The sequence below is a fragment of the Sporosarcina sp. resist genome (genome assembly GCF_014302295.1).
Classification (GTDB): Bacteria; Bacillota; Bacilli; order Bacillales_A; family Planococcaceae; genus Sporosarcina; species Sporosarcina psychrophila.
Genome location: NZ_CP060287.1, coordinates 1,090,633 through 1,114,477, shown reverse-complemented (window position 1 = coordinate 1,114,477; position 23,845 = coordinate 1,090,633). Strand labels below are relative to the sequence as shown.

The window sequence follows — 23,845 nt, the reverse complement described above, 5'->3', positions numbered from 1 at the left end:
GTACTTTTTCATACTATGCTTTTGAAATTGTTCTTCTTCTAAACATAATCCAAAGTCCCGCAAAAATAGATGCAAGACCTGCTAATAATGTTCCAACTGGATACGTATCACCTGTTTGAGGTAATATGTTAGTTCCATTAGCACCTAGTGCATCAGGATTTCCAAGATTCGACGGATTACCTGAATTATTTTGATTTCCTAGGTTTCCAGATGTGCCTAGATTCCCTAAATTATTCGCATTACCTTGGTTGCCCGACGTTCCTGGTGTGCTAGGGTTGTTTGGATCGCCTGGTGTCCCTAGATTGCCCGGTATTCCTGGTATTCCTGGGTTACCCGGTGTGCCTGGGTTACCCGGTGTGCCTGGTGTGCCTGGTGTGCCTGGTATTCCTGGGTTACCCGGTGTGCCTGGTTCACTTGGGAACCATCCGCCACCACTACCTGCTGGAATTCTAACGTTAGTTTTTTCAACTATAACAGCAGATTCTTGTTTCAATGTAATTTCAAAAGCTACAGGATCACTATTTAATCTATAACCAGCAGGTGCTTTTATTTCAATTAATTTATATTTACCAACCGGCATATCTTTTAGATTAATCTCACCATTGTCATCGGTCGTTAACTTCTCATCGTCAATTCCAGTAACAACTTCATAGATACCTGAGATAGCCGTCTCTTTTCGTAATTCGAATTTAGCACCTTTAAGTTCTAGTGATTTGTTCGAATTATATTTCGTTAATGTAACAGAATGATTTGTTTTACTGTTTTCAACTGTTAGATTTTTGATTTCTTCATTTGTTCCTGTTTCAGAATCAAGTACAACTGTTTTTACAGTAGGATCAAGAAGATAATCTGTATGTGCTTCAGTTTCTACTAATGTATATGTGCCATATGGTAGATTACTAAATGTTGCAAGACCATCTACAGTTGTCTGTGTATCTACAGGAACTCCATCTCTAGAAAGTTCAAATTTTACACCATCTATAAGAATCGAATTATCTGAAGCATCCACTTTTGTAATGATTATTTCACCAATACCACGTTCATTTTCCATCGTGACTTCAGAAAAAATAGTTTGGTTTGCTTTGATTTCAAAGACAACGGTTTTTTTACTTGCACCAAACACATAATTTTCTGGGGCAACTGTTTCTTCAAAGTAATAGAAACCTGCCTCCAAGTTATTTATTGCAATTTCACCTAGTGGATTTGTAATAATATCTGGAAGATCGTTTCCATCTTTATCTTTATCAACAAGGGTTCCATCTGCAAGATGCAATGTAAATTCTGCTCCAGATAGCTTTATAGCAGAGTCTGCTTTGTCTTCTTTTGTTAATTTGACAGCTTGGTTAACTTTTTCATTAACTACTTTTACAACATTGTCTTCATTTCCAGTTAACAAAATGTCCGTATCTACATCCATTTTGAAACTAATATTCGTTGCTACATAGCCAACTGGTATAGTCGTTGTGTCTTCTTTAATAACATATTCACCATAACCAATATTTTCAAATTCAAAATAACCATTTATACCAGAAGTTGCTTTCTTAATAATATATTCTATACCACCAATTGTTTTTACTAGTTGGAACTTAACACCTGTAAGTTCTTCTTCAATGTTAGTAATAGTATCTAAACCAATTTTTTGAAGTTTTACTGTCCCTCTTGTTGATGAAGAAAAAGCATTCGATCTACTGAAACTAAAGAAAGCACTCACTACATCTTTATTTTCTTGATTGGCACTCGTTTGATCAGCAAAACTATATGCAATAGTAGCTTCATTTGAATATGGTTCACCTGCTAGACCAAGTACAAATGTTGTATATCTTACTTGAACTGCTTTTTTGGATAAATCACCTAAATTTAATGTAAAGCTACCGTCACTGTTTACTGTTAAATCAGTGCTATTTGGTTTAATCCAAGTAGTACCAGCTGACACACCATTCGATGAATTAGTGGACATTTCAGTAATTTCAATTGAATCTGAAATAAGCATTAAATTATCAGAAGGCTTATCTGTTAATATAACTTCCCCTAAATTGGAAAGAGATTTGTTTACATCTATCGTCCAAGTAAATGTCCCTTGACTTTGATTAGTACTACTAACTCTTTTCGATACTAAATGATTTGCATCATTTACAGTTACTGGAGAAGACTCTAAAGTATGCTTGGTCCCCGGGATTTCAAAGGTCGCTGAATTTGTATATTTATTAGCATCTGCTAATGGTTTACTTGCTACATCTAACTCATCTTTACTAATACCAATTATGTCATCTGAGTCTTTTGTTTTATATTGAACATAGTAAGCTCTATCGTTCTTAGCTGTTGGTAAACTAGCATCAAAAGTTAAAGTAAAGCTTTTGTTATCCGGATTTACTACTACATTGTAATCGACACCTTTTACAAGAGCTTCTGTAGGCCCTATAATCCCAGTATTATCATCCCCTCCTGTAGGCGTGAAATCATAAATAGTGAATGAATCGTCCACAATTTCATGACCTGGTCCAAGAGTGTCCGTCAATATCGCACCTTGTATATTTCTTTTGTTGAAGTTTACTTTTACACCCCAAGTAAATTCTTGCGTGTCATAATTGTACGTTCCTGCTTTACTTCCGTTATTAACAGTTGTTGTTGTGGGTGTATACGTACTTGATTCGGAAACAGAATAAGGATTAACACCATATAACCAGTTAGCAGTTGCGGTGTTTGTATATTTTTCTGCCACTACACCTGCTGTTTTAATATCGTAATCGGTCGTATACGTAATGGTTGCTGTGCTACCTTTTGCGATATTACCGCCTGTTAATGTGAATCCTTGAGAAGGATCCGTTATGGAAATAGTTTGACCAGTCATACCAATTACTCTAATTGCAGATGTATCAAGACCTTCAGTAAGCGTTTGTGTCCCATTACTAAATAAATCGGTAATCTCTAAACCACTAATTCCCTCATTATCCGCTGTAATTCTAATTGTCCACGTTAGTTTTTGAGTATTTAAATCTAATGTGTACCCTTTTGTTAGAATCCCTTGGTAAACTCTGTGTCCCACAGTTTTCGGAATTGTTCCGTTTGTGACAGTATTCGTTAAATTTCCATCTGTCCCAGTATAGAAATCATTTTTAGTTGGATCATCGTTCTCATATTTGGCTTGGTACGTGATTCTATATGCATCTGTAATATCAGATATAAATTTCAATTCAAAGCCATCTACACCCGCATCTGAATCTGCATCGGTAATTGGAACAATATTATATTCAGAAGGATCCACTAATGTACCAGAACCAGCTGTCACTGTTCCATCTACCGCATCCATTTTGAAGAGTTGAATAGTTGTTAAATCGATGTTTTGTGGACCTGGGAAAGTATCTCGAATATTATAGTTTGCCCCAGTTGGAGCATCAATTTTCGCTAAGTTATAGTTATACTTAATTTCCCAGTTTGATTCATAGTTATTATTAGTACCTATTTTACTTTTGGCAAGTGCCTCACCATAAGTAATGCCCTGTGAACCTGTAGCCGTTTCTATAGCCGGACCGTTGGTTAATGTCGCAGTGTTCGTAAATGTTTGTGCTCCTGCTGGGCTTTCTGCTGTTACTTTTGTTTGATACGTTATCTTGTACGCATTTTTTCCAGTTAAGCTAATATCGGAAAAATTTGCAGCAGTTTGATAGGGCGTTCCAGCTCCAGATTTATTAACTACACCATTCAAGCCAATGTCATACTGCGCCACTTGAATAGATCCTGATATTATCTCATGCTTTGAATCAGGTGTATCCGCTAGAGTAGCACTATCCAATTGCTTTCCAGCTGTATTTACCCAAATCTCCCAATCAATAATGCGGTCACCATCCATTATTTTAAAGCCATCGTTTCTTTTGGACATTTTCTCATTACTTGTCGATGGTTTAAAGGTTAATGAAACTGTTTGTGTATTGTTCAGATCATTGCCGTCTGGAATGATAATATCCTGAACTAGACTATCATCCAAAAGTTCAAATCCCGATTCAAATTCCATATTAATTGGATAATTAGAAGTTATTTGTTCCGGCAATAAATCCTCAGTCAAAGTTACTATTATTGTTTGAGCATTTCTACTATAAGTAAACTTCGGATCTCCCTCTGGTCCATTAACAGGTCCATTGAAATTATCACCAAAGTCCAAAATAGATGGTAGAAGAGTAAACTCGAATGAATCCCCTGCAACATGTAACGTGGATAAATCTACATTAAATATTAAATTGTATTTAGCTTGTTGATTTTGCTCTAATTCCATCGTTGCAGCCGAAGCGGCATCGAGCTCTACACCGCTAATTGTTAAACTAAAGTCCATAGAATTGACCGGTATTGGATTAGCTATGACTGCAAGTGGACTAAACATCCCAGAAGCGGTTAGCAATTTACTAGTCTCTTCTTCTGTTCCTTCAGCGTCACCAACTTTATTTTTTTCGTCCATTGATGGATTGATTTCTAGATTTTCTACTTTTTCTTCGATTACATTTCCGTCTGCAAGTGGCTCTGTTGATTCAAGTTCTGTAGCTGCTTCTTGTTGTGCGACAGCAACTTCAAATGAACCTGTTGCATCTTCTGACTGATTTGGATTGATTGTAAATATCATCAATCCATCTGCCATAATCTTATAGCTACCGATTCCATTATCTAATTCATTAGATACTTCATCGTTTAACTTAAGATCACTTTGATGTGTGTACTCTACCGCTTCTGTCTTATTGCCTGCAACAAAGGACCAAGCGATACTTGCAATGTTAGTTTCTTTATCTATTGTGATGTTATCAATTGTAAAGCTCTGTTCCAATTCACTTGGCACGAGTTCATCTGCACTTGCTGCTATTGGACCTATGAAGCTTTGAAAGACTAGTAGAAATACTAGTGTGATAAAACTTAATTTTTTCATGGCTACCTCCTGTTATTGTTTTATTAGCTTTGCTTGAACGATTAACCGATCAGTTGGATTTTTTTTGCCGAGTGGTGTGCAAGTTACTAATGTTAAGAGTGGTTCTTGCCCATCTTTTAGGACCTCTATTTCTGTTTGATCTACAACAAAAGTTCGAAAAACTTCATATTCGTACGTGCCTGTTTCTGTTTTGACTTTCACTAGGTCACGTGGAACTAGTTCGTCTAAGCGGTTGAATTGTTTTCCATGAGTTGTAGCCCGATGCCCCGCGAGACCAACATTATTAACGCCGAATTCTTTATCTGGTTCTATCATGCCAATTCCTTTTTTCAAGGGATTTTCATTCGCCCCATCAAAAATGACCATTTCCAAATCAATTTTAGGAATTTCGACAATACCTCTTGCACCATCTAATAATATTAGTTTCTTTTCATCCGTATAATCTTGTACTTTTGCTGGTGAAACAGTTTCTTCAATTGTACTTGTATTTCCTAGATTTTCGAACGCTTCTATAAGCTGTGTTTGCTTAGAATCTGAAGCTTTCTTTTCAATCTGAGGATAGAAAAGTAAGAAAAAACCCAAAAGCAAAAAAACAATACCGATGATTCTCCGCAATTTTACACCCCTTTACCGCATTAATACGTTCCAATTATCCTTAGGTATTTACTAAGTTATTAATATGTTGTACGTTCTACTATTGCAAACTATTGGTATAGCCAATATCGCTGTTGCCTATAAATACCTAATAATAAAAATATCATTTCATTCTGAACGGTTTCTGAACATTATCTATTACCCATTATTTTTTTCAATATAAAAACACTTATTCCTTCATACCAAAGAAATAAGTGTTTCTAGTTATTTTTCAATCGACGTATATAGACTATTATTAGCGAATGGAATTTCTATTCCTAAGTCATCACTGAGTCTAGTTTTTATTAATTTGTTTAAACTATCTATTTTTTCTTTGTTTTTCGCCTGAATATAATGCTCTAGAAGTTTGTACATATACGTCTCATTATACATATCTAATTCTAGCATTTTTTCTAAGCATTTTTCTTTTAAGGTAGCATGTTCTTCCGTCAATATCACTTTTTCTAGAAACTGTAACACTGAATTTTTCAAGTAACGTTGGCTTTGGATTGACCAGTTGTACTCTTCTTCTTCTAAGAAATCTCCTTGGTATAAAGTTAGAACCTGCTCCACAATAGAAGTATTCATTTCTTTTGACTTTATAAGTTGTTCTAAATCTGCATAATCACTTTGAACGAATACGTTTAATGCGTAATGATCATTGATGAACTGTACCGAATTTTCTATTCCACTCTCTTTTAATGTTTTTCTAAGTTGATAAACGGTTGAGTGTAATAGTGTAAATGCTTTTTCAGCGTCAGCCTCTGGCCAAAGTTGCTCTACTACAATTGATTTATGCACTGGATATCCCCTATGATGACCTAAATATAATAGTAGCTCCTTTACTTTCTTCGTTCTCCATTTGACTATATTTTGTTTGGTGTCTAGCAGATAGAAACTTCCCATTGTATGTGCATAAGAAAATGCTATTTCCTTGCTTGAATTATATAAGTCTAGCTTCTCTTGTGTTTTTTTGATTGCTTTTTTAAGACGTACTTTATTGATAGGCTTTAATAAATAATCAATAGCATTCACATCAAATGCTTCTACTGCATATTGAGGATATGCAGTAACAAATAGAATTTCGATGTGGTGATGTTCACTCATAATCATTTCGGCAACTTCAAGACCGTGTAATTCTGTCATTTCCATATCTAAAAAAACAACATCAGTTTGCAATGTTTCCATTTCTTTTAGCGCCAAATATGGGTCTGTGAATTTCCCTACTACTTCCACGTTCTCCACTTCACTTAGCATCTTTTCATTTACCTTTAAAGCAAGCTCCTCATCATCAATTAATAATACTCTCATTGTTTTTCACCTCAGGTATCCGAATCGTGATTTTCGTCCCTTTCCCTACTTTACTTTTCAATTGAAAGCTAGTCCCTTTTACTAAACTTAGTTTATTAAAAGGATTTGTAAAGCCCAAACCACCATTTTTATTGCTTAATAATTCCTGTTGTTTTGCCTCGGAAATTCCAATGCCATTATCTTCAATTGTGATTTTTACGTTCTGCAATTCTCGTTCAATCGTTAGCCGTAGTATGCCACCATCTTTGTTTTTGGATATTCCATGCTGAACGGCATTTTCCACTAAAGGCTGAAGTGTCATCGAAGGGATATACGTTTCGATTGTGTTGTCGATATCGTATTCAATATGTAACTTTTCGCCGAAACGAATTTGTTCAATTGCTAAATAGGCTAATACTAATTCAATTTCATCCTCTAAAGGAACAAGCGAACGCTTGTTTCTGAAATTTAATTTCGCTCGGAAGTAAGTGGCAAGATGTCCCAGTGCCTCCCGCGTTCTTTCTTCATCCGAATAACTTAGACCAATAATTGTATTTAGTGTGTTATACAAGAAATGCGGCTTTATTTGAGCATAGGAATAATTCAATTCATTATGCACTGCATCTTGAGCTGATTTTTTCATGAGCAGTAAGGATTCTATTCGCACTTTTAACTCTTCCATATTAACTGGTTTTTGCAAAAAATCATTTGCTCATAGTTGGAAAGAAATAACCAAATCAGATAGTTGACCTGCAGCTGTTAATATAATTACAGGTAACTCTACTATGTCGTAATCTTGCCGAATCGTTTTACACACTTCATACCCCGTCATGTTCGGCATCATTAAGTCTAAAATGACTAGATCCACCTTTTCACTTTCCAATAATTCTAATGCTTCCTGCCCGCTACCGACTGCAATTACGCTATAGTCTAACGATTGAATCACGGTAATAAGCACTTTTAAGTTGGACGGCTTATCATCTATTACAAGTATTGTATACGGCTTTGTTCCAGTAACCTTTTTAGGTAATATCGGATGTAATGCTTGTTTTTCCAGTTCTTTTATCCGTGTAGAAATAACTTGTTCAGATAGTTCGTTACGTTCCATTTCATCCTGTTCCAGCAATTGTTGCTCATTTGCGAGTGGAATTGTAAAGATGAAGCAAGAACCTTTTCCAATTTCCGATGTTACCCAAATACGTCCACCCGAGTCTTCTACAATTTGTTTTGTAATACTTAATCCCAAACCAAGCCCCGTTGATTCGCCAGATTTACTACTTTTTACTTGATAGAAGGTCGAAAAGATAAAGTCGAGATGTTCTTTTTCTATACCTGAACCAGTATCCTGAACAGATATATGCATTTCTTCATCGACTATTTTGGCGGAAATAGTGATTGTTCCATGCTTGGTAAATTTAATCGCATTATATGTGAGATTAAAAAATACTTGTTTGAGTTTTTGCTCATCAACATAGACTAGTGGCAAATCGCTTGGAATGTCATTTATTAACTGGACCGGTTGTATTGGTGGCATGATGTACACCATCTCGGCAAGTACTTCTTCTACTAGATGAATATTTATGGGTTTCGGTGCTACCTGTGTTTCACCTTGTTTGATTTTGGATACAAATAAAAAATCTTTTACTAAGCTCGCTAACCGTTTTCCAACTGTGTTTATTAAAATAATGCTTTCTTGCTGTTGTTTCTTTAATGGTCCCTCCATTCCCTCCATTAGTGATTGGGACAAATTGATAATGCCGTGGAGAGGTGTACCAAGCTCATGTGACGTTTTTGCAAGAAACTCGTCTTTCAATCTATCATATACGAGCAGTTCCTCAGACAATTCTTCCACTCTATGAAAGGCTTGCTGAGAACGATGGCTCATTAATAAGGACAAGCTCATGGCCATGATTAAAAATAATACGAGTGATGGACTTCCTATTTCGACTTCGAAAAGTAATTCACAACAAAGTAATATTCCGTAGGATGTAAAAGATCGTAATACGATCAATATGTATCCAGACTCATCCGTTTTTTGTATAAAAGCCTTTTTAAAAATAACAAAAATATATATATAGCTGACACCCAAAGTCGATGTTACTATTAGTTGGATAAGTTGGAATGGTAAGTATTGAAATAAATCCATTATTGGACTAAGTATACCCAGCGCAAATACTTGAAAACTCAATATGGTACATAAAATAGCAACAATTTTTTTATTAATATTTGTATTGAAAAAGTGATACACAAATAATAGAAAAAACAATACAGCTAAACTAATAGCAACCATCTGAATTTTCACTTGTATACTTGGACTAATACTTGGAAACAGTAAATAAATCCACCTTTCATTTGCCGTAGAGACATAAAGTCCTTGAAATAAGCAAAAAAGACTAAAATACAGTTCATGCATTGTATTTTTTTTAAGTCGAAAATATGTTGTAATGTAAATAAACGAGAATAGTAAGTATCCAGTAATAAGAAATGCTTCAATAAATTGTCCTATGCTCTTGCTCGCCAATATTTGATCGGCCTTCCCAAATTGTATCGAAGTGACAATCCCACCTCTTGCATACTCTTTGTTCGCGACTAAAATGACAATTTCAAATTGTTCATCTTTACTTTCTTCTATAACTACATACTTTTTGAAATCAAAGCGATATTCTTCCTTGCTTTTAGACGGAACACCCGCGGAACCAAGTTCTTTACCGTTAATATATACTTTATTGGCATTCCGAATAGTATTTAGTTTTATCCCATAACGGTCTTCTTCTGGAACAGTAATGCGTAATCGATACGTACCAACCCCATATGGTGTGGGTGTTTCTGCTATATACCTGTCCCATTCTTCGGGCACATTAATAGATTTATGTATTCGCTCATAGTTTTTAAAAACATCCTCATTTGGACTAGGGGTGATTAATTCATTTGGGTAAAAATCCCACTCCCCATCAAGCTTCACAATCTCCTCTTCTTGCGAATTCCAGTTTTGTAAAGAAATCTTACCATCTTCGGCTAGAAAAGTGTTCGAATCGAATAATCCAAGTGCTTGAACAACGCTTAAACTAGTCATTAGAATAATCAAGATTGATACGATTTTAAATATTTTTATTCTCTTCACATAATCATTCCTTTTGCCAAACTCTTTTTTTCTATACTATGAAAATCTCTCTACTTGGAATAATTTAAGTTATATATGGTATTATCACGAACAGTATTTATCGTAGGAAGAACGTAATATCTAAGTTCGGAAATTTATTTCCAATTAATATAAGAATTTTTGTGGCGACTAGAATAGAGTTCTATGTCAGTACATTTCTTCGATGATTTATTAATAAAATTATATTTCAAGACTAAAAATACTAATAACACATTTTAGGGATACAAAGTATGGTCGTATTTGGATTGGTCCAAATATGCGTGATGCAACGATTGTAAATGACCATTGTATTGTTGAATAAAAAATTAGGAAGAACGGTGTAAATCGTTCTTCCACTCTAATGATGAATCAAATCTCATTATCCTTATGGATTTTCCTTCAAAATTTTATAAACCGTACTACGTCCAATTCCGTACTCTTTTGCAATATCTAAGGCACTTTCTCCACTGTTAAACAACTTTACAATACGACGTTTCATATCGGGATCTATGGCAGGTCGTCCACCGATGCGCCCACGTTTACGAGCAGCCTCCAGCCCAGCTTTTGTACGCTGCTGGATAATATCGCGCTCGAATTCGGCAAAGACGGCAAGCATCCCGAACATGGCACGTCCAGTTGGAGTAGTTGTATCAAATTTATCATGAATACTAACGAAATCAACCTGTCGCTTTGCCATTTCGTCTGTTAGTTGATAAAGCTCCTTTGTGCTGCGAGCAAGCCGGTCTAGTTTATATACAACGAAGCGATTACCGGGAGCAGCTGCTTTAAGTGCATGATTCAACTCGCTGCGCTCCGTTTTCCGCGTTGAAACTTTCTCGACATACAGGACGAGATTCATTCCTTGCTCTTTGGCATATTTTTCAATAGCAATTTTTTGTAAGTCCAAATTTTGATCTTCGGTACTCACGCGGGCATAGCCGATAATTCTACTCATAAAATCACTCCTGAAAGTCTATAACCATACGTTTTACGTAATATCTATTATAGACGAGTAAATAGACAAAAACAATTAAAAACAGCCTACTCAAACATTGATTTGAATAGGCTGTTTAATTGTCTATATAACGGTGGTTTAATATAAGTGTGCCTCAATAGGATACACTCCAATGATACAAAAAAGAGTGAACCAAAAATTGGTTCACTCTTTTTACATCATTAAAGCTGTTGCTTGATAATAAAACCCTCACGTTTTGGTGTCAATTTTCAAAAGTTATAACACTTTTAAGACATGAAAAAAGACCATCTATTGACAGTCCTGTTCTTGAATTAGTCGAGTAGAAGGGAACCTCTCTACCTTACGGTAGATTGTGTTCCTCCCCCCTCACAGAACCGTGCTTGCGCTATTTACGCACACGGCTCTTCCTAGTCACCATTCACAAAATGTAGCTAGTCTTCTATCGCTCAGATTTTGCTAATTCTGCTATCCTTACTAGTTTTGTTTCCATTTAGTATCCCTACCTCTGTGTGTAGTAAATGTGTCCCTAGTAAGGGTGATAACTTGGTAGCAGCCTTTCCTCCATCGGCATTACCCAACTTCATTGGTACTACGCTGCTATTCTACTCCCTACAACGGCATTTGGCTTCCTTGCTTATTATCGCTTGTACACCATACTCTTCTATAAGCAGAAAAGACCGGTAGGGTCTCCCGAGTTGCCGTATCATATCAATGTGTGACGTGCCAAGGTCTCTGACTCCAGAGAGGTTTTATCCTTCTTGCCTTTAACGGAGGATAAAATTTAGCTTTCTGCCGCAGGTAAGGCATCAGCCCTCTCGAATGACTAACATTATGGAGCTCAATCCCTTCAACCAGTTGGCTTTCGGCCCGCCACCTAACTGTCTACGCTTAAAGGCTACTGGTACCAGTAGCCCTCCTAGACTCGCTACGAGTGAATGGCTAGTTCTTTCTCGACGGGAATCCCACCCGCTATATGATACGACCTAGGCTCGGCCGCACACCTGCTTCGTTAGTTGAAGAAGAAAAGAGCTCCCTTAGAAGCCCCTGTTGTTATAGTGATAGGTAAGCCTTTGACGTTATCGTCAGCTTTTCCCCCATTTCACACCGTACGTGCGACTTTCACCGCATACGGCGTTCCAACTAATCCAACCCGATTCAATCATCAACACTTCTGGAATTGTAATATCCTTAGTGTCCCAATTCTGTTTCAATAAGTCGGTGCTTTCCGTGGAAGGTGAACCTCTATTAGTCTTACAAGAACCTTATTAATCGTTGAAGAAATGTCTTGCATGGTTGAATGAATCTTTCATTAGTCTAGTGGCTATCCCTCCACGTTCATTACACGCTTCGACGTACTGTGCCACCACTTTCACTGATATGAAGAAAAGTTATACAGTCGCTACTCTCACGACTATTTTCCTTTCCAACGCTTCACCGAGAGTAAGCTCTCCACGTTATCAGCTTACAACGTTGAATTACATCTATTATGGAACAAGCTTAAGTGCTTCCTATGAGCCTGTTAGCCTTGCATGTGCCTGTAACACAAGATGGATTTTTATATAGTTCATTCTTACTCACTTTTACAAACCTTCAGGACATAATCAGACCACTAACGTTAGTTAGTGGTCTAATTAATTGTATATTCTTAGATGTCACTTGCAGAACTTTTAAAATCAATAATATAAATGCAACTTATTTTCTCAGATAACTTAGAGAATCTCTTTTTTTCTAGTAAGACAATGGTATTAAGTTTTCAAGAGTTACTTAATTCACATTAAGTTACATTCAATAATGCGACATTATCAAGTAGTTACTCCAATAAATCTATGATTTATGGACGACTTCAAATCGTTCACATACAAGCAGCATAGTTTCCGAGTATGTTAAACCATGCACTTCTAACTCGCTTTTAAAAAATTTTTCATGAGCATTCCACCAGTATGTATAATCTCCTGCACCTTCTGCTAAAGCAAAGGCTACTGGAACTTCATTCATGGATAAAATCGATACATCTGTCACTTTAATAATTGCAACGGGTAACTCTTTTGAATTTAATACAATGTTATACTGGCCTATCTGCGGCAATGCTTCGTTCTCCAATTCATACCATATGTGAGCTGAACATGTAGCTGTTTTTTTACCTTCGACTACTAAACTAGCTAACCAATCAGCATCAGATCCGAATTGAAATGCCTCGACCTCTTCTGATTAGGTTTGCTCTTGACTTGTCCAATAATCATTCCAAAACTTTAATGTTTGTTCATTCATTAATAAAACCTCGATTCATATATAATTTTGCGATTCTGTAGTGTTAAATCTTATGAAGTTAAATGTAAAATAACTGCAAATAAAAGGGAAATCTACCAGAGCAAAGGATCTCGCTTTATCGGGATACAACTTTGTGAATGCTGGATACACAATCCTCCAGACGGTGGAACATAACGACTTTGTTCGTTTTACTTAGAACTTCCGTCACCTCAAACCATTCTTTAAATGAACAACCCGTTCCAGGTTAGTCAAGGTTGTGCTTTAACACAGATTACTCTTTATATGCGTTAAACCAATGGTAAGGCTGCATGTCTTTTAATGTTTTATAAATCAGATTGTTCTCAGAAGTTGTAACAGCGGCTTTTACATCTTCCCCCCAATAAAAAAGCCGTTCCTGACAAACTCCACATGGAGTCAAGGTTACATACTCTGAGTCTTCATCTTCACGAACAAACAAATGGAATGCGTTACGGCAGTAATTAGTTTATGTGCTTCTAGTATGGCTCCTGTTTCAATACACAATTCTGTAGATGCATTGATGACTTCCGGAGCAACGCTCGTCAAAATAGTTCCGTTTTGGGTATACAAGGCTGCAGCACCTCCCCACCCAGAAGGATATCTTTCTTGAATAAGTTCTTTGGCTGCTTCATATAATCTTTTTTCTATATTCATTTTGTCCTCCCTAATATGAAATGTTTTTTCACAGTGATAAATCATCTTTAAAAATTCAAAACTACCGTAATTTGTACAAAACATTCAACTTCTTTAAAGCCTATCTTTTTATAGACATTTATTGCTCTTTTATCGAAAGTAGCTACTGATAAAGTAATTTTTTCCGGACTGCATTTGGATTCCGCGAAGTCTAATCCGGCTTTCAAGAAATCAAAACCATTTCCATTCCCGGTTAAATTCGGCTTCATTCCTAGCCCTATATCAATTGTGTCGTCAGTAGTTTGATTGAAACTGTAAAAGCCTATAACTTCAATATTTTTAACGACTACAAAATAAGAATCTTTTCGTTTTTCCGGATCAAGGAATTCCTGCAAGCCTTCTTGATCTACATCCATATCGTTAAAGGAATCCTCACCATCATAATGCCAGTTATTCACGATTTCTTCTGCCTATTTTTGCGTCATTGCTTGAAACTAGTGATTCAATACTACTTCTTCTCTTCATCTAAATTATTTGATGTTTCAAATAACGGTTACTACAAATTTTACCATAAAAAAACCAAAGAACCAGTTATAAATATAGAAAGGATTTAATAAAACACCGATTCACGGAAGTAGTTAACTCCATTACTCATACAACAGGTAGACATGACACCAGTTAACTATCGAATATTACTGCTATTTGTTTTCCGAAAAAATACTCGCAACACCTAATGTAAATAGCATTAAAACACCAATCAATGAAGTTGTAGACCACTCTATACGCGGATCGGCAAGTTGGAAAACAAATGTGAAAGCAGGTATAAAACAGATGGACATCATGACAACAAACGGTTCACAATATTGAATACCTTTTTGCAACAAAAATGTTGGAATCGCTACACCGAAAATTGTTACAAGTATAATCCAATCTATATTCGCCATCAAATACGTTTGCAAGATATCGTACGTCATCAAAAATGAGATAACGACAATACCGTAAAAACGATGCGCTAAAATAGACGAGCTTGTCCAACCTGCATTACTTAATCTTTTCGAATAAATCGTACACTTTACCGTCTTTGTCTTTAACAACAATGTTGTACTCACGGCCGTTAGCTAAACCTTTAGCAGCTTCTTCAAGACCATCACGTTTCAATTCGATTTTGTAATCTGCTTGAATCGCGCCGAATGTTACTTTAGAAGCAGTAGCTTGCAATACATCTGATTTGTACTCTTCAGAGTATACTGTAGCGTTTGCTGTATTAGAAGCGAACGCTTGTTCAAATACGATTGGTGTAACAGCCGTATTTTCACCAGTTACTGTGAAAGTTGCTTCACCTTTAGCGTCTGTAATGATTACAGCTACTTTTGGTGCAGTACCATTCAACAATTGTGTTGGGTTCACGTTGTTCACTTTAGCGTTTGACAATTGGTTGACGTTTACATTGATATTTTCTTTAAATGAAACTGCGAATCTTTTACCTGCTACTGCTTTACCAGTTTTAGGATCAAGGTATTTCACTTTGTATGTTTTGTTAGCGCCGTTATTAACAGTAACTTCTTTAGTTACGTCTTCAATTGCAAGGATTGTATCAACACCCCAGAATACATAACCTAGGCTACGAACAGCTGGTGCGCCTGTTGGATAAGCTACAACTGAATCAGTTCCAGCAGCATATTGTGTATAAGAGAATGTTGCAATACCGTCAGCGTTTGTTACTGCTTCAAATACTTGGTCTTTGTTAAGAGTAGTAGTTGTATCAGCTTTCACGTTGAACGTTACAGGAATACCTGCTTGTTTAACACCTACATCAGCAGAAAGGATTGCTTGAGCTCCAACTTTACCTTGTACAGATTGAGTAGTGATGTCGATTTTCGTTGGGATTACCGCAGAAAGACCTTCAAAGCTACCAATCTCTTTTCCAGCGTGAGAAACAGTATATTTCTTGCCGCCTTCTTGTACTGCAGTTGTCAATACAACCACTTTATCGTCAGTTTGTTTAACTGCTGCGTTAGAAACAGCCAATCCTTCGATAGTGAAATCGCCAACGTTTTCAACTTTCTCTTTGAAAGTTACTTCAACAGTAGTAGCGTTAATCGCCTTTATATTAGTGTTCGAAAACAACAAAAAACGCCAATACCCCTTGGTACCAATGGGTTGTTGGCATTTTTTAAAAATAGAGAATTCACGTTAAGATCACTATTCATAGTGAACTTGCCCTAAACTAATAAATCAATCCTTATCGGAACTGCATTTAAACAAAGAACTAACGAATTTCATTTTATCATACGATTATTTATTTCGTTTAACTAGCTCGTCTGCAATTTCCTCTGTTTGGTACAACACTGATATAGGATCAGAACTAAAAAACTTTTTCATATCAAATTCATACACGCGATTTTTTTTTATTGTATCTAAAGTCGTCCATGTAGTTGGCAAATCTACCGCTTCACTTGCTTCACTTTTCATCGCAATTACATAGTCTCCTATATAATCCCCGACCGTTTCCCAAGATACGTCTATACGCCCCTCATTTTGATCAATAATATCACTTTTAACCCGTGGAGCAGGCGTCAGCTCTAGCAATTTATATGCTGCTTTACCGCCACGTCCCCCTTGGTCGCCCATGATTATCACATTTTTCTTCATGAAATAATCAGCAATTGTGAAAGTCGTTCCTTCGGGAATAACGCCTTTAATTTTGTCTTTAGCGGCATCCACGCGTTGATCGAAATCGACTAACCATTCTTTCGCTTTTTCTTGTCTGTTTAGAATTTCGCCCATCGCTGTAATTTCCTCATGAATTGTATTGTAATTCGTAGAATCATAGACAACTGTAGGGGCAATTTTTGAATATTTCTCAGCGGCATCCTGATCCCAAGTAATAATCAAATCGGGTTCAAGTTCCAAGACTTTTTCTAATGAAACGGCACCATTTTGACCAATATCCTCAACCTTATCCGATACTAAAGGCTTCAAAAACTCCCCATAATCCGTTAAAGTCGATGGTGCCCCAACTGGCATGAGCCCCAGAGCCATCACTTGTCCAAGATGCCAATCGACAACAACTCGTTCGGGATGAGCAGGTACTTCAACATCTCCCATTACCGTAGAAATCATCCGGGTTTTCTCACTACCTGTTTTCTTGTCTGTCGATTGATCTTGATCATCACTTCCAGTGGAGCAAGCACCAAGTATCAAAATAAGGCACAGTAATAATGACTTTCCCATAACAGCTTTTAATTGCTGAAACATTGTTATATATCCCCTTTTATGAATACTTCCATATCCTCATGTACTATTCACCTACAAAAACTAGTCGTAAAATGTATATTTATATTTTCGAATCAATTTCTGATTACCCTTCGACATCTCTATAATGATCGTCGTCTTCTAAGCCAAGCTGTTTGTTTCGTTCCTTGAACCGGATATTATGAGACGAGACATACGCAACTTTCGGTGCCTTTGGGTCAATATATTGCTTCGCACTGTTTAAAGCAAGCGCTCCATCGGTAAATGCGCCAGCAATCAACTGAAGTTTGCTGTCATAGTTAACAAAATCACCCGCACCATATACACCCGGAATATTCGTTTCCATTTCTGCATTCACACTATATCATCCTGCATTTCGATTCCATACAGTGTACCCATTATGCAATAAATAAAATTGAATTACCCCTATCCTTGCTATAATAAAGGATAGGAATATAATTAAATGCACCCTCACACAGGAAGTAAAAGCTTTAAAGAAAGGTATACTTCCATAAAACTTCTTTTATAAATAAATATATCCTAATAATCCTCACTCACTGGCTAGTAATAGTAAGTCAAGTCACTCCTCTACTGTTCCATAACATTCGGAAACTCATCCAGCAACATACCGCTTGTTGTCATATCATTATAATTCCATTTATCCTCGATAAAGTTAATCTTTCCGCTTTTAACTGCTGGAAGCGACTTCCACAAGTCGGTCTTCAATAATTCCTCAAAAGCTTTCTCTGCATCCTTGTCAGCAGAGTGCAACACAATTAATCGGTCACCAATCAGCATCTCGTGCATCAATTCATTAGAAACTTCTATATAAGGTCCACTATTTGGCTGCAACGCCTTCACCTTGTCATCCATCCCGAATCCGGAAGACTGATAGAGCAATTCGGCAAGTCCTCCGGTTTTCATCACATACATCGATTTATTCCAGTAATATTGAAGCACAACGGCGGTCTCACCTTCAACAATTTTGCCGTTTGCCCTTAATTCCTTCCACATTGCTTCAGCTTTAAGATCATAGTCTTGTAGCAATTGCTCGGCCTCAACTTTTTTTCCTACAATATCCCCGATTACCGGGAAACGTTCCTTTAGAGGCAACGATCCATCAAAAGTAACGACTGGTGAGATTTTGGAGGCTTCCTCATACTCCTTGTCTAATACATAAGATAGCATCGTCAAATCCGGCTCTAGGGAGAGTACCTTCTCTAGATTTGTTGGATAGCCAATATCCTGCGCAGTGATTGCTTCCTTATCTAGTGCACTACTCATATCAACAAAACGACGATCAATACCTACTGGCTCTATTCCAAGTGCTAGTAAATCGCCAATCGGATTGCCTTGCAGGACAATACGTTTAGGATTCGTTGGAATTTTGACCTCATGTCCTTGACTGTCCTTGTATATTCTTGTTTCCGATGAGGCGCTTTTTTGATCTTCCGCCGTCATGGAACTGGTTTCCATTTGCCCCTGTACCGTCGATCCCTCATTTGTAGATTTTTTCCCACTAGAACAGCCACTCAGCAATAAGGTGATGCAAAGTAATGCAGTTGCTACAATGGATGTTTTTTTTCTCCTGTTCATAGGTGAATCCCCTTCCCTATACGATTCGCAACTTCTTGAAGCATAGCATTTGTGTGTAAGAATGGTTATAGAAAACCAAATGTTGCGTATTTCCTGATTACCCTTCGACATCTCTATAATGATCGTCGTCTTCTAGGCCAAGCTGTTTGTTTCGTTCCTTGAACCGGATATTATGTGACGAGACATACGCAACTTTCGGTGCCTTCGGGTCAATATATTGCTTCGCACTGTTTACAGCAAGCGCTCCATCGGTAAATGCACCAGCAATCAACTGAATTTTGCTATCATAGTTAACAAAATCACCCGCACCATATACACCCGGAATATTCGTTTCCATTTTTGCATTCACACTTGCTGTATCATCCTGCATTTCTATCCCCCATGCAGCTAGCGCACCATAATCACATTTCAATCCATGATTAACAATAACAGCATCCACAACGATTCTCTCGACCTCTCTCGTTTCCAAATGCAAAATCGAAACTTCGTTTATCGAATCGCCCTCGCCGTGTAGCTGAACCACCTCGTAAGGTGTTCGCACATCCACCGAAGACTCTTTCATTTTGATCACATTTATTTCGTGTCCAGCAAAATCATCACGTCGATGCACGACGGTTACACTTGCTGCGATGGGTTCCAATTCATTCGCCCAGTCAACCGCTGAATTCCCGCCTCCCGATATTAAAACATGTTGCCCTCTGAAAACGTCCAGCTCCTGTACGGTATAATGCAAATTCGTTACCTCATACCGATCCGCACCTTCTATTTCTAACTTCCGCATTTGCACCATTCCATATCCAATGGCTAAAATCACCGTTTTGGTATGATGTTTTTCACCTGTCGCGGAAGTTAATTGTATGGTTTCATCCGCCAGTCTTTCCAATCCTACAATTTGTTGATTTAACACAATTTTAGGGTCGAATGTTATCGCTTGCTCTTCAAGCTGGCCAATTAATGCCCCTCCTAAAATCGGAGTTATTCCACCAACATCCCAAATCATTTTTTCCGGATAAATGAGCACCCTCCCGCCAAGCTTTGGTTCGTACTCAATAATTTTCGTTTTCAAATCACGCATGCCACTATAAAAAGCTGTATACAATCCCGCCGGTCCTCCGCCGATAATCGTTACATCATATAATTCCAATTGTTCTGTCATGTCAATCCCCCATGTTTTCAATCATTTTATACCCCAAATTGGGCCTGATGAAGCCTGTTATAAGCTCCTTGTACCGCCAATAACTCATCATGACTTCCTTGCTCGACAATGCCGTCCTTTGTCACAACTACAATGCGATCCGCATTTTTGATTGTTGCTAGACGGTGCGCAATCACAAGCGTCGTACGTCCTTTAGACAAGTCCGTTAAGGCCTGTTGAATCGCTACCTCTGTTTCTGTATCCAGTGCGGATGTTGCTTCATCTAAAATCAGTATAGATGGATTTTTAAGAAACATTCGAGCAATGGAAAGACGTTGTTTTTGTCCGCCAGACAGTTTGACGCCCCGTTCACCAATCAATGTATCCATCCCTTCTGATTGGGCAAGAATGACATCTTCCAATTGAGCTCGTCTTGCAGCTTCCCAGATATCCTCTTCTGATGCACCTAGCTTGCCGTAAGCGATATTCTCCCGAATCGTCCCATCAAAGAGGAAAACTTCCTGTTGGACGATTCCAATCTGAGAGCGAAGGGAAGCGAGTGTCATTTGCCGGGTCTCGATTCCGTCAATCCGTAATGAGCCGCTGTTTATATCGTAAAAACGAGGTAACAGACTGCAAATTGTCGTTTTCCCAGCGCCCGATGGTCCAACAAGAGCTACTGTTTCACCTGCACGGATTGTTAATTTAATATTCTCCAACACATTCTCTTTGCCCTCATAACCAAACGACACATTTTCGTACTTTATATTCCCTTCCAAATGTTGGACAGCAATTGCATCCTTTACATCGGCTACATCTGGTGCTGTCTCAAGCATTTCAACAAATCGCTTAAATCCAGCAATCCCTTTTGGATACATTTCAATAACGCCATTGATTTGTTGAATCGGTCCTAAAAATACATTCGATAGGAGCACAAAAGCTATGAATTCTCCATTTGTCATGTCTTTATTGATAACAAACCACGCACCGCATAACAGAACAAATAACGTAACAACTTTCATAAGAATATAGCTAACGGATGAATTCCATGCCATGATTCGGTAAGCGATTAATTTTGAATCCCGAAAACGACCGTTGTTTTCATTGAACTGAGTGATTTCATGGTCTTCATTAGCAAATGCTTGAACAACGCGCATTCCGCTCACATTGTTTTCTACACGTGCATTAAAGTCAGCAATGTCTTCGAAAAAGCGTCTAAATGCAATAGACATTTTTTTACTGAAATACAAGGAAAGGCTTATAATGAGTGGTACAACAATAAATGTAAGTACAGCTAACTGCCAGTTTATCGAGAACATGATTGCAAAGGCACCCGTGAGCGTCATTAGCGCGATGAATAAATCCTCGGGCCCATGATGTGCGATTTCACCAATATCCATTAAATCGTTGGTCATTCTTGAAACTAAATGACCTGTTTTATTGTTGTCAAAAAAACGGAAAGATAACTTCTGTACATGCGTGAAAAGATCTTTTCGCATATCGGACTCTATATTTATCCCTAGTTTATGTCCCCAGTAGGTGACAACAAAGTGAAGTACTGCACTGATAATATAAATTCCGAGTAACGAAACACATCCCCATATGATCCAATTCCAGTTTGAACTGGGTAATAAATCATCTACTACACGGTGGACGGCTAATGGAAAGGCAAGTTCCAATAATGCAGCTATGACTGCACAGGAAAAGTCCAAGATAAATAATTTTTTATACGGTATATAGTAAGAGAAAAAACGTTTTAACAATGACTACCACACTCCTAACAGACTTATAAACTTATAAACTCAAAAACAAATCATTTCCTACCCTTTTTCTTGGCGACAAGCATATCAGCAACTTCTTCCGCTTGGGCTAGTACAGCAATCGGATCATACGGCCAAAATCTTTTTTGGTCTAGGTAGAAAATATTATCCTTTTTAACCGCATCTACAGATTTCCAAACAGGATCTTGTTTATCTAACGTACCGCCATTTGATTGATCGAAAAAGATATAATCACCGGCATAGTCAGACAATACTTCAAAGGAGACTCGTTTGGTTGACTCTCCAGCATCTAGTAACTCTTTTTTAATACGTTCTGGTGGTGCTAACTGAAGTTGTCTATAGATTGCTTGCCCACCCTTGTAAATACCGTCGGCATAAATGTATGAATCCTTGCCAAAAGCCCCAAAGATAGAGACGGTTTCTTCTTCACCCATTACCGCCTGGACTCTTTCCCTTTGTTGTTGTATTTTTTCATCAAAAGTAGCCAACCATTCTTCCGCTTCCTTATTCTTTCCTAGCATTTCTGCAATGGCTCTAACTTCCTCATGGGCACCGCTATAGGTACTGTAAGGAATAATCACGGTAGGGGCTATCTTGGACAGTTTGTCAAATGTACTCCGCTCAGCATCCACACTAATAATTAAATCCGGCTGCAGTTCCAATATTTTCTCCATAGAATTCTCTCCGGTACTTTCAATTCCCGAGATTAAATCCTGTATATGTACGTTATCAAGGTCTTGCTTTGTTGCACCCACAGGCTTATCCCCTAATACAAGCAGCGTAGGTAAGTAAGCATCGACAACAATTCGTTTGGGATTTGCCGGTATTTCAATATCTCCGTGAATCGTTTTGACTGTTCTCGTTTCCGGCTTTTCACTTTCAACCTTTTTGTTACTCTCAGGTGTTTCATTGCCCGTACTGCTACAAGCCGCAACCAGTATAGTGAGCATAGCGAGTAGTAAGCAAAATATGAGATGGGTTTTATTCTTAAACATTATAATCCTCCTAGTTGATAATGACTTTCATTCTCAACTAGAGTAACAGGTTAATTTTAAGACGTCAATTTTTAAATATGTCTATTATTTAGCTAGATTTGTAGGTGTAAATGGAACATTTCCAATTGTTCCTTTCTACCATTGGGAGGGATAAGTAGCGGTCTTACGGATTTTTCATCCCACATCATACTTGCCCAAAATAACTATTCAATCTTTCAAACGCGAAAGCAAGTATAGGAAATACGGCGCACCTATCACAGCAACGACAATTCCAGCCGGGATCTCGGATGGTTGTAAAATCCACCGACCGATTGTATCGGCAATCAGAACTAATAGTCCTCCCGCCAAAGCAGCAGTAGGGATTAAAAACTGATGTCTGGACCCGACTAATTGACGCGCCAAATGGGGCCCAATAAGTCCCACAAAACCGATTCCGCCACTAACCGATACACTTGCTCCTGCTAGCCCAACAGCCGCAGCAAGCAACAGACGCCGCTCTTTCTCAATCGATGCACCCAGTCCGGTCGCCGTTAAATCACCCAAATTCATCACATTCAATACACGCGCTTTCGAAAATACAAATGGAATGAGTATGATTATCCAAGGCAATAAAGATAGGACAAACTTCCAATTCGATCCCCAAATACTCCCCGCCATCCAAGTGGCAACAAATTGATAATTCTCTGGACTGAGTCGCAGTGTTAAAACAATCATGATTGAACCAATCCCCGCTGCAACCGCAACACCTGTAAGGATCAGCCTCATTGGCGAAATTCCCTCATTGCGTTTATAAGCTAACGTATAAATAATAATTGCTGTTACGCCCGCGCCTACAAATCCCAGAATCGGTAGGAAAAAGACGGGCGCCGCAGTAGTGGATGGAAAAAAGGATATGTATAACATAACAGCGAGTCCTGCGCCCGCATTAATTCCCAATATTCCTGGATCAGCCAACGCATTACGAGAAATCCCTTGTAAAACGCAACCCGATACTGCAAGTCCCATTCCAACCAAAACTGAAATAACAATACGTGGTAATCGAAATTCAAATAAATTGAGTCGTTGCTTATCTATCCCATTGCCAAATAGCGTACGAATCACCTCAAGCGGCGATAACTTAATATACCCCGTATTCATACTGATCATGAAAGCAATAATAATGAGATGCCCCAGAATTCCAATGACCATCAAATTCCGAGTCTTTGTCGTATGCATCTTTT

General features: G+C 37.8%; 15 protein-coding genes and 3 pseudogenes. All 18 read right to left on the bottom strand.

The features are described from left to right. Positions 1-13: 13 nt before the first annotated feature. Positions 14-4,906 carry an LPXTG cell wall anchor domain-containing protein gene (locus H7992_RS05505; RefSeq protein ID WP_187046897.1) on the bottom strand — a complete coding sequence of 1,631 codons (4,893 nt, stop codon included), beginning with the start codon at positions 4,904-4,906 and terminating at the stop codon, positions 14-16. Between the two features lie 12 nt (positions 4,907-4,918). After that, positions 4,919-5,521, bottom strand: coding sequence for a class D sortase (locus H7992_RS05500; protein ID WP_187046896.1), 603 nt, complete (start codon positions 5,519-5,521; stop codon positions 4,919-4,921). A 243-nt stretch (positions 5,522-5,764) separates the two neighbouring features. After that, the gene (locus H7992_RS05495; RefSeq protein ID WP_187046895.1) at positions 5,765-6,850 is read right to left on the bottom strand and encodes a BTAD domain-containing protein; all 1,086 of its coding nucleotides are present in this window, start codon (positions 6,848-6,850) and stop codon (positions 5,765-5,767) included. After that, complete coding sequence (locus tag H7992_RS05490) at positions 6,831-7,529, bottom strand: sensor histidine kinase (protein ID WP_187046894.1); 699 nt, start codon at positions 7,527-7,529, stop codon at positions 6,831-6,833. The genes H7992_RS05495 and H7992_RS05490 overlap by 20 nt, the downstream gene beginning before the upstream one ends. A 12-nt stretch (positions 7,530-7,541) precedes the next feature. Beyond that, positions 7,542-9,950 (bottom strand): ATP-binding protein, encoded by a 2,409-nt coding sequence (locus H7992_RS05485; RefSeq protein ID WP_187046893.1) that lies wholly within the window; start codon positions 9,948-9,950, stop codon positions 7,542-7,544. A 403-nt stretch (positions 9,951-10,353) separates the two neighbouring features. Then, positions 10,354-10,923, bottom strand: a complete 570-nt coding sequence (locus H7992_RS05480; RefSeq protein ID WP_187046892.1) for a recombinase family protein — start codon at positions 10,921-10,923, stop codon at positions 10,354-10,356. A gap of 1,845 nt (positions 10,924-12,768) precedes the next feature. Continuing rightward, a pseudogene (locus H7992_RS05475) lies at positions 12,769-13,212 on the bottom strand (ASCH domain-containing protein). 271 nt (positions 13,213-13,483) lie between these two features. After that, positions 13,484-13,884: pseudogene (locus H7992_RS05470) on the bottom strand (cytidine deaminase). A 47-nt stretch (positions 13,885-13,931) separates the two neighbouring features. Then, entirely contained in the window at positions 13,932-14,321 is a 390-nt protein-coding gene (locus tag H7992_RS05465; RefSeq protein ID WP_370569967.1) for a GNAT family N-acetyltransferase, read from the bottom strand. 240 nt (positions 14,322-14,561) lie between these two features. Next, the gene (locus tag H7992_RS05460; RefSeq protein ID WP_187046891.1) at positions 14,562-14,957 is read right to left on the bottom strand and encodes a hypothetical protein; all 396 of its coding nucleotides are present in this window, start codon (positions 14,955-14,957) and stop codon (positions 14,562-14,564) included. Next, positions 14,905-15,993 carry a hypothetical protein gene (locus H7992_RS05455; protein ID WP_187046890.1) on the bottom strand — a complete coding sequence of 363 codons (1,089 nt, stop codon included), beginning with the start codon at positions 15,991-15,993 and terminating at the stop codon, positions 14,905-14,907. The genes H7992_RS05460 and H7992_RS05455 overlap by 53 nt, the downstream gene beginning before the upstream one ends. A 165-nt stretch (positions 15,994-16,158) precedes the next feature. Further along, entirely contained in the window at positions 16,159-17,121 is a 963-nt protein-coding gene (locus tag H7992_RS05450; RefSeq protein ID WP_187046889.1) for an ABC transporter substrate-binding protein, read from the bottom strand. Between the two features lie 103 nt (positions 17,122-17,224). Beyond that, positions 17,225-17,476 (bottom strand): annotated as a pseudogene (locus H7992_RS05445) (thioredoxin reductase); the annotation flags it as partial. Positions 17,477-17,706: 230 nt separating this feature from the next. Next, on the bottom strand, positions 17,707-18,714 hold the full coding sequence (locus tag H7992_RS05440) for an ABC transporter substrate-binding protein (protein WP_187046888.1): 1,008 nt from the start codon (positions 18,712-18,714) through the stop codon (positions 17,707-17,709). A 97-nt stretch (positions 18,715-18,811) separates the two neighbouring features. After that, positions 18,812-19,870 (bottom strand): NAD(P)/FAD-dependent oxidoreductase, encoded by a 1,059-nt coding sequence (locus H7992_RS05435; RefSeq protein ID WP_187046887.1) that lies wholly within the window; start codon positions 19,868-19,870, stop codon positions 18,812-18,814. 26 nt (positions 19,871-19,896) lie between these two features. Beyond that, positions 19,897-21,612 carry an ABC transporter ATP-binding protein gene (locus H7992_RS05430; RefSeq protein WP_187046886.1) on the bottom strand — a complete coding sequence of 572 codons (1,716 nt, stop codon included), beginning with the start codon at positions 21,610-21,612 and terminating at the stop codon, positions 19,897-19,899. Between the two features lie 50 nt (positions 21,613-21,662). Next, positions 21,663-22,625, bottom strand: a complete 963-nt coding sequence (locus H7992_RS05425) for an ABC transporter substrate-binding protein (protein WP_187046885.1) — start codon at positions 22,623-22,625, stop codon at positions 21,663-21,665. 207 nt (positions 22,626-22,832) lie between these two features. Continuing rightward, positions 22,833-23,840: a FecCD family ABC transporter permease gene (locus tag H7992_RS05420; RefSeq protein WP_187047801.1), complete on the bottom strand. Its 1,008-nt coding sequence runs from the start codon at positions 23,838-23,840 to the stop codon at positions 22,833-22,835. Between the last annotated feature and the right edge of the window lie 5 nt (positions 23,841-23,845).